This is a genomic window from Arthrobacter zhaoxinii (assembly GCF_025244925.1).
GTDB classification, from domain to species: Bacteria; Actinomycetota; Actinomycetes; order Actinomycetales; family Micrococcaceae; genus Arthrobacter_B; species Arthrobacter_B zhaoxinii.
Map to the genome: position 1 here is coordinate 1,048,557 of NZ_CP104275.1, position 13,069 is coordinate 1,061,625.

General features: G+C 66.7%; 9 protein-coding genes. 3 read left to right on the forward strand and 6 right to left on the reverse strand.

Annotated features, from left to right (window positions below; translation table 11 throughout):
• Positions 1–9: 9 nt before the first annotated feature.
• Both N2K95_RS04885 and N2K95_RS04890 read right to left on the reverse strand, forming a co-directional pair.
• Positions 10–1,773 (reverse strand): phospho-sugar mutase, encoded by a 1,764-nt coding sequence (locus N2K95_RS04885; protein ID WP_260653168.1) that lies wholly within the window; start codon positions 1,771–1,773, stop codon positions 10–12.
• Between the two features lie 51 nt (positions 1,774–1,824).
• Positions 1,825–2,625, reverse strand: a complete 801-nt coding sequence (locus N2K95_RS04890) for a purine-nucleoside phosphorylase (protein WP_260653169.1) — start codon at positions 2,623–2,625, stop codon at positions 1,825–1,827.
• Between the two features lie 91 nt (positions 2,626–2,716).
• Here N2K95_RS04890 and N2K95_RS04895 point away from each other — a divergent pair, with 91 nt between their 5' ends.
• Positions 2,717–4,123: an NAD(P)H-quinone dehydrogenase gene (locus tag N2K95_RS04895; RefSeq protein ID WP_260653170.1), complete on the forward strand. Its 1,407-nt coding sequence runs from the start codon at positions 2,717–2,719 to the stop codon at positions 4,121–4,123.
• Between the two features lie 181 nt (positions 4,124–4,304).
• Positions 4,305–5,732: an MFS transporter gene (locus N2K95_RS04900; protein WP_260653171.1), complete on the forward strand. Its 1,428-nt coding sequence runs from the start codon at positions 4,305–4,307 to the stop codon at positions 5,730–5,732.
• Positions 5,733–5,822: 90 nt separating this feature from the next.
• On the opposite strand, the gene N2K95_RS04905 is transcribed toward N2K95_RS04900, so the two are convergent.
• Positions 5,823–7,628, reverse strand: a complete 1,806-nt coding sequence (locus tag N2K95_RS04905; protein ID WP_260653172.1) for an acetyl/propionyl/methylcrotonyl-CoA carboxylase subunit alpha — start codon at positions 7,626–7,628, stop codon at positions 5,823–5,825.
• A 556-nt stretch (positions 7,629–8,184) separates the two neighbouring features.
• Here N2K95_RS04905 and N2K95_RS04910 point away from each other — a divergent pair.
• Positions 8,185–8,847: an endonuclease domain-containing protein gene (locus N2K95_RS04910; RefSeq protein ID WP_260653173.1), complete on the forward strand. Its 663-nt coding sequence runs from the start codon at positions 8,185–8,187 to the stop codon at positions 8,845–8,847.
• Between the two features lie 174 nt (positions 8,848–9,021).
• On the opposite strand, the gene N2K95_RS04915 is transcribed toward N2K95_RS04910, so the two are convergent.
• The 3 genes from N2K95_RS04915 to N2K95_RS04925 form a co-directional block, all read right to left on the reverse strand.
• Positions 9,022–9,657, reverse strand: a complete 636-nt coding sequence (locus tag N2K95_RS04915; protein WP_260653174.1) for a Maf family protein — start codon at positions 9,655–9,657, stop codon at positions 9,022–9,024.
• A gap of 93 nt (positions 9,658–9,750) precedes the next feature.
• Positions 9,751–11,145, reverse strand: coding sequence for a dicarboxylate/amino acid:cation symporter (locus tag N2K95_RS04920; RefSeq protein ID WP_260653175.1), 1,395 nt, complete (start codon positions 11,143–11,145; stop codon positions 9,751–9,753).
• Between the two features lie 173 nt (positions 11,146–11,318).
• Positions 11,319–13,043 carry a DUF885 domain-containing protein gene (locus N2K95_RS04925; RefSeq protein WP_260653176.1) on the reverse strand — a complete coding sequence of 575 codons (1,725 nt, stop codon included), beginning with the start codon at positions 13,041–13,043 and terminating at the stop codon, positions 11,319–11,321.
• Positions 13,044–13,069: the final 26 nt, after the last annotated feature.

Genomic DNA, 13,069 nt, shown 5'->3' on the forward strand with positions numbered 1-13,069 from the left:
CTGACCTGGTTAGAGTCCCAGGGCCGTCCGCACATCCGCCAGTACTGCATCCAGCGTGGCGCGGGCGTTTGCACGCGCAGCCGGCAGATCGGCGGCCGAGCCGACGGGTTCAATCACTTCGAGGTAGCACTTGAGCTTCGGTTCGGTTCCGCTGGGACGGATGATGACCCGGGTGTTGTCCTCGGTAATGTACCGCAGTCCGTCCGTGGGCGGCAGGCCGCCTGCACCTTCCGAAAGGTCGACGGCGGTTGCCACGGGTGAGCCTGCGAACGAGGCGGGCGGGAACTCGCGGAGCCGCTGCATCATTTCCGTGCGCAGTCCAAGGTTCTGGACGCGGATGGAGAGCTGGTCGCTCTGGTGCAGGCCGTGCTCCAGGGCGAGCTCATCGAGTTCGTCAAAGAGGGTGCGCCCGGCAGCCTTCAAAGAGGCCGCCAGCTCGGCCAGAAGCACGCCGGCGGAGATTCCGTCCTTGTCCCGGACCAGTCCGGGGGCCACGCAGTAGCCCAGGGCCTCTTCGTAGCCGAAGGTCAGCTTCGGCACACGGGAGATCCACTTGAAACCGGTCAGGGTTTCCTGGTGCTCAAATCCTGCAGCCTCGGCAATGCGGGCCAGCAGCCGGGAGGACACGATCGAGTTGGCGAAGACGACGCCGGAACGCGTCTTCTCGCCGCGCACCTTCCACCGGCCGGCGGCGATCCGGCCGGCGATGTGGCGGCCCAGCAGGGCCCCCACTTCGTCACCGCGCAGCATGCGCCAAACACCAGTGGCGGGATCCTTGGCGGCGACGGCGGCGCGGTCGGCGTCGGGATCGTTGGCCAGGACGAGGTCCGCGTCGCGTTCGGCGGCAAGCTTCAGGGCCAGGTCCAGTGCTCCGGGTTCCTCCGGATTGGGGAAGGCAACGGTGGGGAAGTCCGGGTCCGGCAGGGCCTGCTCGGGAACCAGGGTCACCGACGTGAAACCGGCTCCGCGAAGCACTGCGGACATGGTTTCGCCGCCGACGCCGTGCATGGGCGTGAGGACGATGTCCAGGTCCCGTGCCGGGTAGCCTTCACGGTGCGCCAGGTCGTCCACGGCGCCGATGTAGTCGGCGATCAGAGATTCGGAAACCTCCGTGTAGCCATCCGGTGCCAGCTCAATGGAGTCCAGCGGAACGGTGTAGTCGATCCGCGCGGCGATCTCGGCGTCGTACGGTGTGACGATCTGTGCGCCGCGGCCCGGGCCCTTGACCGTACGGCCGCCCAGGTAGACCTTGTAGCCGTTGTCCGCGGCAGGGTTGTGGCTGGCCGTGACCATCACGCCCGCGTCCGTGTCCAAAGCGCGCACCGCGTAGGCGAGCAGCGGCGTTGGAAGCGTGCACGGCAGGAGGAAGGTTTCGATGCCGGCGGCGCCGAACACGGCAGCCGTTTCCAGGGCGAAGTCCTTCGACTTGTACCGGGCGTCGTATCCGATGACGGCGCTGGGGGTCCAGCTGTCGCGGGCAGTGTCCTGCAGGAAGGAGGCAATGCCGGCGGCGGTGCGGCGCACCACCACACGGTTCATCCGGTTGGGGCCGGCGCCCAGCTCCGCACGCAGCCCCGCGGTTCCGAACTCAAGCGTGCCGGCAAACCGGTCCGCCAGCTCCTGGGCCGCCGCGGCTGCCCCGGCGTCCGTACCGTCCGCGATGGTGCGCAGAAGGGTACGGAGCTGGAGCACGGTGTCAGGATCGGGGTCGCTGTCCGCCCATTCCTGCGCGGCGGCGGTGAGTTCTTCGAGTTCAGCGGGAATCAAAGTCATGTGGATACCTAATGTTGCTGGTGCGGATAGCTGAGCGGCGGCGGAAGCGGGCTAGATCTTGTTGATGATCTCGGCAAGCAGCTTGGAGATGCGCGGTCCGGCGGCCTGTCCCGCTTCGAGGACCTCGCCGTGGCTCAGTGCCACCGGGCTGATGCCGGCGGCGAGGTTGGTGACCAGGGAGATGCCGAAGACCTCCATGCCGGCGTGGCGAGCGGCAATGGCTTCCAGCGCGGTGGACATGCCCACCAGATCGGCGCCGATGGTCTTGGCGTAGCGGACCTCGGCCGGGGTTTCGTAGTGCGGACCGGTGAACTGGGCGTAAACGCCTTCGTCAAGGGTGGGGTCCACGCTGCGGGCAACGTCGCGCAGGCGCGACGAGTAAAGGTCCGTCAGGTCCACGAACGTGGCGCCTTCGAGCGGTGAGGTTGCCGTGAGGTTCAGGTGGTCGCTGATGAGCACCGGGGTGCCGGGCTGCCACTCGGGGTTCAACCCGCCGCAGCCGTTGGTGAGGACCATGACCTTGGCGCCGGCAGCTGCTGCGGTGCGGACGCCGTGGACGACGGCGCGTACGCCCTTGCCCTCGTAGTAGTGGGTGCGTGCACCCAGGACGAGGGCGCGCTTGCCATCGGTGGTGAGGACGGAGCGGATGGTACCCACGTGCCCCTGCACGGACGGGGCGGAGAAGCCCGGGATGTCGGAGGCGGAGAGGGTGGCGGTGGTCTCGCCGATCAGTTCAGCAGCTTCACCCCAGCCGCTTCCGAGGACCAGGGCAATGTCATGGGTGGGCACGCCGGTGTGCTCTGCAATGTAGTCGGCGGCCTGCTGGGCAAGTTCAAATGGGTCGTTAGTCACTTAACAAACTTACAGCCTGCAGGGAGCGCCGGAGTCCGCGGCGGAGACCACCGTTTGAGCGCCGTCACGGGATGGGACAGAATAGAGCCTTGTGACCACCCAACTAGATTTCACTGCCCGGAAACTTGCGATTCTCGGAGGGGGCCCCGGCGGCTATGAGGCTGCCCTCGTGGCCGCATCCCTCGGTGCGGACGTAACCATCGTCGAGCGGCAGGGGTTGGGCGGCTCTGCAGTGCTCACCGACGTCGTTCCCTCCAAGACCCTCATCGCCACCGCCGATGTGATGACCCGCATGAATGCTGCCCGCAATCTCGGCGTGGAATTCGGGGACGTGGCCTCGCCGGTCTTCGCGGACCTGAAGGTGGTCAACCACCGTCTGCTGGCCCTGGCCAAGGAACAGTCCAACGATATCCGCAGCACCCTCGAGCGGGCGGGCGTCAAGGTGAAGATCGGTGACGGCCGCCTGCTGGACAACTCCACCATCGAGGTCACCGCCGCGGATGGCACCGTGGAAACGGTCAAGGCCGAGGCGCTGCTGATTGCCACCGGCGCGAACCCCCGTGAGCTGGACACCTCCGTGCCGGATGGTGAACGGATCTTCACCTGGAAGCAGATCTACAACCTCACCGAGGTTCCCGAGCACCTGATCGTCATCGGTTCCGGTGTCACCGGCGCCGAATTCGCCTCTGCCTACAACGGCCTCGGCACCAAGGTCACACTGATCTCCAGCCGCGACCGGGTGCTGCCGGGCGAAGACGCAGACGCCGCCGTTGTGCTGGAGGACGTCTTCCAGGCCCGCGGCATGACCGTGCTCAGCCGGTCCCGCGCCGACTCCGTGAAGAACACCGGCGACGGCGTGCTCGTGACGCTTTCGGACGGACGCACGGTGGAGGGCAGCCACTGCCTCGTGGCCGTGGGCGCCATCCCCAACACCGCCGGCATTGGCCTGGAAGAAGCCGGCGTGCAGCTGGACGAGCGCGGCCAGATCCGGGTCGACGGCGTCTCCCGCACCACGGCGGACAACGTCTACGCCGCGGGCGACTGCACCGGCGTCTTCAACCTGGCGTCCGTGGCGGCCATGCAGGGCCGCATCGCGGTGGCGCACCTGATGGGCGACGGCGTGAAGCCGCTGAAGCTCAAGACCGTGGCCTCGAACATCTTCACCTCCCCGGAGATTGCCTCCGTGGGCGTCAGTGAAGCCGACGTGGCCGAGGGCCGCTACCAGGGCGACGTCATCAAGCTGTCCCTGCACACCAATGCCCGGGCCAAGATGATGGACGTCAAGGAAGGCTTTGTGAAGATCATTGCCCGCAAGGGCTCCGGCAGTGTGATCGGCGGCGTTGTGGTGGGTCCGCGTGCGTCGGAGCTGATCTTCCCGATTGCCATCGCCGTCACGCAGAAGCTGCACGTGGATGACCTGGCCAGCACCTTCGCCGTGTACCCGTCCCTCACCGGGTCCATTTCCGAAGCCGCCCGGCGGCTGCACGTTCACCTGTAGGGAGCTGCTCTTTTTACTTCCCGCGTCCGCGGCGGATTATCCGTCCGCGGGCGCGGGACTTTTTTTATGCCCGGATTTCGACGGCGCGAAACATTTGTCCGGTATTTGGACACAAATCTCAAATAACGGACGGATGCTCCTACGATATGGATACTTCATTTCCTCTTGCGAAAGAGTTCCAATGTCTACTAAGAAACCCTCCGCGGCATCCACGCCGGCGCCGGTGCCGGCCAAGGCCAATTCCAAGGGCCGCGTGATTGTTGCCAGCCTCGTCGGAACCTCCATCGAGTTCTACGACTTCTACGTCTACGCAACGGCTGCGGTCCTCGTCTTCCCCCGGCTGTTCTTTCCGAACGCCGATGGGTTCACGGCCCTGCTGAGCTCGTTCGCCGTGTTTGGGGTGGCTTTCATTGCCCGGCCGCTGGGCTCCATCGTCTTCGGGCACTTCGGTGACAAGGTGGGCCGCAAGGGAACCCTGGTGGCATCGCTGTTGACCATGGGGATTGCGACGTTCCTGATCGGCTGCCTGCCGGAGGCCAAGGACGGCTGGATTATCTTAGCCCCGGCGCTGCTGGTAGTCCTGCGGTTCGCCCAGGGCCTGGCCCTCGGCGGCGAATGGTCCGGCGCCGCACTGCTGGCAACGGAAAACGCACCGGCGAACAAGCGCGCCGTGTGGGGAACATTCCCGCAGCTGGGCGCGCCCATCGGCTTCATCCTGGCCAACGGCTTGTTCCTGCTGCTGAGCTTCCAGCTGACCCCAGATCAGTTCGACACCTGGGGCTGGCGCGTGCCGTTCCTGGCCAGTGCCGTCATGGTCATCATCGGTCTGTACGTCCGGCTGAAACTGGTTGAGACGCCTGCATTCCAGAAGGTCGTCGACTCCGGCGAGGTCAGCAAGCTGCCGCTGAGCCGCGCCTTCAAGTACAGCTGGCGTCAGATGATCGCCGGCACGTTCATCATGCTGGCCACCTATGTGCTGTTCTACCTGATGACCACCTTCACGCTCACCTACGGCACTTCCGCGAAGACCGAGGAAGCCGCCCGTGCCGCCGCCGAAAAGGCCGGGAAGATTTTCGACCCCGAAACATTCACCGCCGGCCTGGGGTATGCGCGCAACGACTTCCTGATCATGCTGATCATCGGCGTGGTGTTCTTCGGGATCTTCACGCTGGTCGCCGGCCCGCTGGCGGAGAAGCACGGCCGCCGCAAGACGCTGCTGGTGGTCACCGCCGGGATCTTCCTCTTCGGCTTCACCTTCTCCCCGCTGCTCGGCGGCGGAACCGTGGGCGTCATGGCGCTGCTGATCATCGGCTTCACCCTGATGGGCCTGACCTTCGGACCGATGGGTGCGATGCTGCCGGAGCTGTTCCCGACGAACGTGCGCTACACCGGCTCGGCGATCGCCTACAACGTCTCCTCGATCCTGGGCGCTGCGGTGGCTCCGTTCATCGCCGTCGCGCTGTGGCAGGCGGCGGACGGCAGTCCGTGGCTGGTGGGCATCTACCTGTCCTCGATGGCGGTGCTGACGCTGATCGCGCTGTTCGTCACCAAGGACACCAAGGACGTCGACTACGAGAACAACTCCAGTGAGGCCGTGAAGGTCCTCTAACCGGTAACAACACAGCAGGCCCGGTTCCCTCTGCGGGAACCGGGCCTGCTTTGTTTTGCGCTGCTGCTGTTGTTCGGGGGTCGTCCGGGGTCAGTCCAGGATCGAAGCGATGACGGCGCCGGCGGAGACCGTTGCACCGGGAAGGGCGCTCAGACCGGTGATGGTGCCGGACTTGTGCGCGGTCAGCGGCTGCTCCATCTTCATGGCTTCCAGCACCACGACGAGATCGCCCTCGCGGACCACTGCTCCGTCCTCGACGGCTACCTTGACGATGGTTCCCTGCATGGGGGAGGTGAGGTCATCGCCCGCAGCTGCAGTTGAGGCTCCGCCGCGGGACCGCTTGCGCGCCTTGCCGTTGCTGCGTGCGCCGTTGGAGGTGCCGGCACCGGGGCCGCCCAGGCCGGCCGGGAGCACAACCTCAAGCCGCTTGCCGCCTACTTCAACGGTGACGCGGCGGCGCTCGTCGTCGTCGTCGCCCGTTGCCGGTTCACCGCTCCAGGCCGGGATGGTGTTCACGAACCCGGTCTCGATCCAGCGGGTGTGTACGCCGAAGCTCTCCTCGCCGGTGAAGGCGGGGTCAGCGGTCACGGCGCGGTGGAAGGGCAGTACTGTCGGCATGCCGACGACGTCGATCTCGGCCAGGGCACGCCGTGCCCGCTGCAGCGCCTCGCGGCGGGTGGCACCGGTGACAATCAGCTTGGCGAGCATGGAATCGAAGTTTCCGCCCACGGTTTCGCCGGCTTCGATGCCGGAGTCCACGCGGACACCGGGGCCGGTGGGCAGCTTGAATTCCGAGACGGTGCCGGGGGCGGGCATGAAATTGCGGCCCGGGTCTTCGCCGTTGATGCGGAATTCGAAGGAGTGGCCGCGTACTTCCGGATCGCCGTAGCCCAGTGCTTCGCCGCGGGCGATGCGGAACTGTTCGCGGACCAGGTCCAGGCCGGTGACCTCCTCGGAAACCGGGTGCTCCACCTGGAGGCGCGTGTTGACCTCGAGGAAGGAAATGGTGCCGTCCGTGCCGACCAGGAATTCGCACGTGCCGGCGCCCTGGTAGCCGGCCTCCTTCAGGATGGCCTTCGACGCCGCGTACAGGCTGGCGTTCTGCTCTTCGGAGAGGAAGGGAGCGGGAGCTTCCTCAACCAGCTTCTGGTTGCGGCGCTGCAGGGAGCAGTCGCGGGTGGAGACGACGACGACGTTGCCGTAGGCGTCCGCCAGGCACTGGGTTTCCACGTGGCGGGGTGCATCGAGGAAGCGTTCGATGAAGCACTCGCCGCGGCCGAAGGCAGCTGTGGCCTCGCGGACGGCGGAGTCGAACATCTCGGGGATCTCGTCGCGGGTGCGGGCAACCTTGATGCCGCGGCCGCCGCCGCCGAAAGCTGCCTTGATGGCCAGCGGGAGGCCGTGCCGGTCCGCGAAGTCCAGGACGTCCTGGGCGGACTCGACAGGGTCCGGGGTGCCGGGAACCAGCGGTGCACCGACCTTGGCGGCGATGTGGCGGGCCTGGACCTTGTCTCCGAGTGAGGAGATGGCGCTGGGGGAGGGGCCGATCCAGGTCAGGCCGGCGTCGATGACGCGCTGGGCGAATTCGGCATTCTCGGAGAGGAAGCCGTAACCGGGGTGGATGGCGTCCGCTCCCGAGCGGGCGGCGGCGTCGAGGATCTTGCCCATGTCCAGGTAGGACTCGGCGGCGGTGCTGCCGCCCAGGGCGTAGGCCTCGTCGGCAAGGCGGACGTGCAGGGCGTCGCGGTCGGGGTCGGCGTACACCGCAACGGCGGCAATTCCCTCATCGCGGGCGGCGCGGATGACTCGGACCGCAATCTCGCCGCGGTTGGCAATGAGGATCTTGGTGAGTGCCTTGGCGGGGGTCGCTTCGGGCGCGGGGATGTTCTGGCTCATTGGTGCACTGGCTCCTTTTGATCTGTTCGGAGCCTAGCGCGGTTTTGTGGTCTCGGGCCATAATGCGTGCTGTTTCTGCGTGGGAACCGGCGGATCGTTGTGGGGATTCTACAAAGCCGGGCGGTTGCGACGGGTGCTTGGTGCGTCCGCGACACATCCGGGACCGGTGCCGGTGTCCGCCGGGACTGCTCCTCCCGGATCGACTGCCCGGCGAGGTTATGTACCTGCGGTCCATACCCTTGGAACGAGCTCCCGGGGGACCGCGTGTAATGGCCGCATGAGACGCCCTGCTCCGCTGCCTGCACCTCTCCAAGGGATGCCTTTTACGCTGGACGCCGCCCAGGCACGAAGGGTCAATCCGGGCCGGCTCCGTGCTTCTGACGTGAGGACTCCCAGCCGCTCCGTCCGCGTGCCCGTAGAAGGCCGATTCTCCCTGGCCGACAGCTGCCGGCCGTATGTAGAGCTATTGCCGGACGCTGTCCTGAGTCACACGACAGCCGCACGGTTGCATGGACTGGTTCTTCCCCGGCGCCTGGCTGAGGAGCCGGTGATCCACTTGAGCCGGTCTCCGGGCAAGAGCCAGTCCCGGCGACGGCACGTAGTCGGACACCGGCTGGTTCTTTCGCCGGAAGAAACCACCCGCATCCTCGGACTGCCGGCCACCACCATTGCCCGCACCTGGCTTGATCTGGCTGCCATGCTGACGCTGGAGGAGCTGATCGTCCTGGGAGATCAGATTGTGAGCGAACATCAACGCAGCTTCGGTCCGCGCAGATTGGCGCTCGTACCGTTGGCGGAACTGCAGCGCTTCATTGAGGGGAAATCGGGCATTGCGCATCTGTCCCGGAGCCGTAAGGCTCTGGGGTACCTTCGCGTTGGGGTGGATTCACCGCCCGAAACCCGGCTGCGGCTCATGCTCCAGCAAGATCCGCAGTTGCCCGAGTTCGTTCCCAATGTGGCTATCTGCGACGCCGCGGGCGAGCCGCAGGTCTGGGCTGATCTTGGTTGTCGTGAGTTCCGGACCTGTTTGGAGTACGACGGCGCCCACCATCTGACCCCGGAACAACAGGCGAAGGACCATCACAGGGACCTCTTGGCGGCTGAGCTGGGGTGGGTGCAGGTGAAGATCAGCCGGAACGATCTGTTGCAGGGCGCCGGCTGGGTGGGAGCGAAGGTGCGCCGGGGACTGGTCCTGGCAGGATGGGTACCTCCCCAATAGCTCTTCGGGGCAGCGCCGTCCCGGTGAAGGGACCTAGCCAGACATCTACTGAGCAGATAACGGGGTCATGGGGACTGGATAAGCCCGTTATCTGCTCAGTAGATCGCCAACGGGCCTGGATAAGCCCGTTATCTGCTCAGTAGATCGCCGACAGCGCCAGCCGCCACCAGGAAGCTACTTCCAGAGGTCGATGATCCGCACATCGGCGCTGGCCAGCAGCTGGCGCAGGGTCGACACGGACAGGCCGACGACGGCGTGCGGGTCGCCGTCGACGCGCTCGATGAACGCCCCGCCCAGGGAATCGATGGTGAAGGAACCGGCCACCTGCAGCGGCTCACCCGTGGCGATGTAGGCCTCGATCTCGTCGTCGGAGAGCTTCGCGAAGTGCACCTCGGCGGAGGACACCGCCCCGAGGGTGGCGCCGGAGCCGTCCTCGTCGGTGTCACGGCAGTCCACGAGCCAGTGCCCGGTGTGCAGGACCCCGGAGGAACCGCTCATGCGGCGGATCCGTTCGCGGGCGACGTCGGCCTCCCAGGGCTTGCCGTGCGCCTCGCCGTCGAATTCGAAGACCGAATCGCAGCCGATCACCAGGGCGCCGTCGGCCTCGGGCAGGGAGGCCACGGCTTCGGCCTTGGCCCGGGCCAGCAGCAGGGCCGTATCGTGCGGGTCGGTCAGGCCGTAGTGGGCGGTGACGGCGTCTTCGTCGACGTCGGAGACGAGGACGGTATGGCTGATGCCGGCATCGGTCAGCAGCTTGGTGCGGGCGGGGGACGCGGAGGCCAGAATGAGGCTCAGGTTCGGGTTGGTCACGGAATCAAGCCTAGTGCCGGGGCGGACCGGCCCGGAAACTCCAAACGCCGGGCCGCCCCCGAAGGGACGGCCCGGCGCTGCAACCCGAAGGGATCAGCTCTTGGACTCGACGAGCACGGGGACCTCGAGCTGCTCGGAATCATCCACGAACGGATCGCCCTGGCGGCGGGCGTTGTACAGCCCGGTATCCAGCAGTCCGTTGCGCCGGGCCACGAGCGTGGGAACCACGGTCTGGCCGGCCACGTTCACGGCGGTACGGCCCATGTCCAGGATCGGATCGATGGCCAGGAGCAGGCCGACGCCGGCCAGCGGCAGGCCGAGGGTGGACAGGGTCAGCGTGAGCATTACGACGGCGCCGGTGGTGCCGGCGGTTGCGGCAGAACCCAGAACCGAAACCAGTGCGATCAGCAGGTAGTCGGTGAAGGCCAGGTCCACGTTGAAGAACTGGGCCACGAAGATCGCGGAGACGGCCGGGTAGATCGAGGCGCAGCCGTCCATCTTGGTGGTGGCGCCCAGCGGCACGGCGAAGGAGGCGTAGGCCCGGGGGACACCCAGGTTGCGCTCGGTCACGCGCTGGGTCAGCGGCAGCGTTCCCACTGAGGAGCGGGACACGAAGGCCAGCTGGATAGCGGGCCAGGCGCCGGAGAACCACTGGCGGACGGAGAGTCCGTGGGCCTTGATCAGGGCCGGGTAGACACCGAAGAGGACCAGGAACAGGCCCAGGTAGACGGTCAGGGCGAACATGCCGAGCGACCCGATGGTATCCCAGCCGTAGGTCGCGACGGCGGTGCCGATGAGGCCGACCGTGCCGACCGGGGCGAGGCGGATGATCCACCACAGGACCTTCTGGATGACGGCCAGGGCGGAGGCGTTCAGGGCCAGGAAGGCTTCGGCGGGCTTGCCGACCTTGAGTGCGGCAATGCCGACGGCAATCGCGATCACGAGGATCTGCAGCACGTTGAAGCTGACGCTGGTGGTGACGTCACCGGATTCCGCCACCTTGGAGCTGGCACCGAGTCCCAGGAAGTTGGCCGGCACCAGGCCGGTCAGGAAGCCCACCCAGCTGCCCTGGCTGCCGCTGAATTCCTCGCCCTCGCTGACCGAGGCGTTGTTGCCCGGCTGCAGGAAGAAGCCCAGCAGAATGCCGATGACCACGCTGATCAGCGCCGTAATGGCGAACCAGAGCAGCGTCTGCCAGGCGAGCCGGGCGGCGTTGGACACGGCCCGCAGGTTGGCGATCGAGCTGACCACGGCGGTGAAGATCAGGGGGACAACGGCGGCCTTCAGCAGTGAGACGTAGCTGCTGCCGATGGTGTCCAGCGTGGTGGTGAGCCAGTTCGGTTCATCGTCAACGGTGCCCATTGTCTTGGCCAGGAGGCCGAGCGCGATGCCTGCAATGAGGGCGGCGATGATCTGCGGTCCGAAGGACGTTGCCCACTTGGGCAGCCGCCGGGCGGGGGATTCGGGGGAGGAAGTCTGTGAGGTCACGGGAAAGACTCTAGCGGTGATCCCATAGCAGACCGGACTCAAAGTTGCGAAATGTGACGGCAACAAAAAGTGTCCAAGTCAGCGGGTTCTGGGGGGAATCCGCGCGGTTACTGCCCGGAAACGGCAGTGGCCCGGGATATTCCCCGGGCCACTGTGACTAACGTCGCAGGCTGCTACTCGCCCAGCAGGGCACGCCTCAGCGTATCCAGGCCGACGGAACCCAGCTGCAGCGCCCGGGTGTGGAACGCCTTCTCGTCAAACGCGTCGCCCTCGCGGCTGCGGACCTCGTCGCGGATCTGTTCCCAGAGCCGCTGGCCCAGCTTGTAGGAGGGGGCTTGGCCCGGCCAGCCGAGGTAGCGGGTGAACTCAAAGTTCAGCTGACCCTCGCTGATGGACAGGTTCTGCTTCAGGAAGCCGTAGCCCTTGTCCGCGGTCCAGGTGCCTTCGCCCCAGCGTTTCGGGATCTCCAGTTCCAAGTGGACGCCGATGTCGAAGACCACCCGTGCGGCACGCATCCGCTGCGCGTCCAGCATGCCCATCCGGTCGCCCGGATCGCTGAGATAGCCCAGCTGCTCCATCAGCCGCTCCGCGTAGAGCGCCCAGCCCTCACCGTGGCCGGACACCCAGCACACGTTGCGCCGCCAGTCGTTGAGCAGGCCGCGGGATGCGGTCGCCGTTGCAATCTGGAGGTGGTGGCCGGGAACACCCTCGTGGTAAACGGTGGTGGTCTCCTGCCAGGTGGTGAAGGTGTCCTCTCCTGCCGGCACGGACCACCACATGCGGCCCGGACGGGAGAAATCATCACTGGGGCCGGTGTAGTAGATGCCGCCCTCCTGGGTGGGGGCAATCATGCACTCGATCCGGCGCATCGGTTCTGTGATCTCGAAGTGGGACCCGGCGAGGTCGGCGACGGCGCGGTCGGCGAGGTTCTGCATCCAGGCCTGCAGCTCGTCCGTGCCGTGCAGCTGGCGTGCCGGATCCTCGTCGAGGATCCGCATCGCTTCGGCGACGCTGGCGCCGGGGCGGATCTGCTCCGCGACGGCCTCTTGTTCGGCAATGATGCGGTCCAATTCCTCGACGCCCCACTGGTAGGTCTCTTCCAGATCCACGGCGGATCCGAGGAACCGGCGGGACATCAAGGCGTAGCGTTCCCGGCCCACGGCATCCTCGGCAGGGGCGGCCGGAAGCAGTTCCTCTTCAAGGAAGGACGCGAGGTTGGTGTAGGCCCGGCGGGCCGCGTCAGCGCCGGTCCGCAGATCCGCACGGAGTGATGCGGGCAGCTCCTCGCCGCCGGGCAGTGAGGCGTTGGCGGCAAGGGCGTCAAAGAATCCGCCGTCCTCGGCATAGGCTGAGGCCTGCTCAATGACGATCTTCACCTGCCGGCGGGCGGCTGACAGGCCGCGCCGGATACCGCTGCGCAGGCTGGTGATGTAGCCGGCGACGGCGTCGTCCACGTTGTTCAAGCGGCCCGCAATATGGTGCCACTGTTCCTCAGTGTCCGTGGGCATGAGGTCGAAGATGCTGCGGATGCCCTGCGCGGGGGAGGCAATGTTGTTTAGCTCCGCCAGGTCCCAGCCCGATTCGTGGATTTCCAGATCCAGGCCGAGGCGTTCGTGCATCGCGTCAAGGGTGACGCGGTCGACGTCGTCCGCCGGCTCCAGTCCGTCCAGTCGGCCCAGCGTCTCCCGGGCGGCCTCGGCAAAGGACTCCAGGCCGGCCGGCGAATAGTCGCCGTATTCGGTTTCCTGCCCGGGGATGCCGAGGGACGTGGCGAAGGACGGGTCCAGGTGCAGGAGCGTGGCGGTGTAGGCATCGGCAACGGCGTCGATGGCGGTGGGCTGGCGCACCGGGGCGCTGCTGGCAGCGGCGGTGGTGGGCGATGATGTCTGATGGGTCACAAACGTAGCCTAACCGCAGTGCGGTC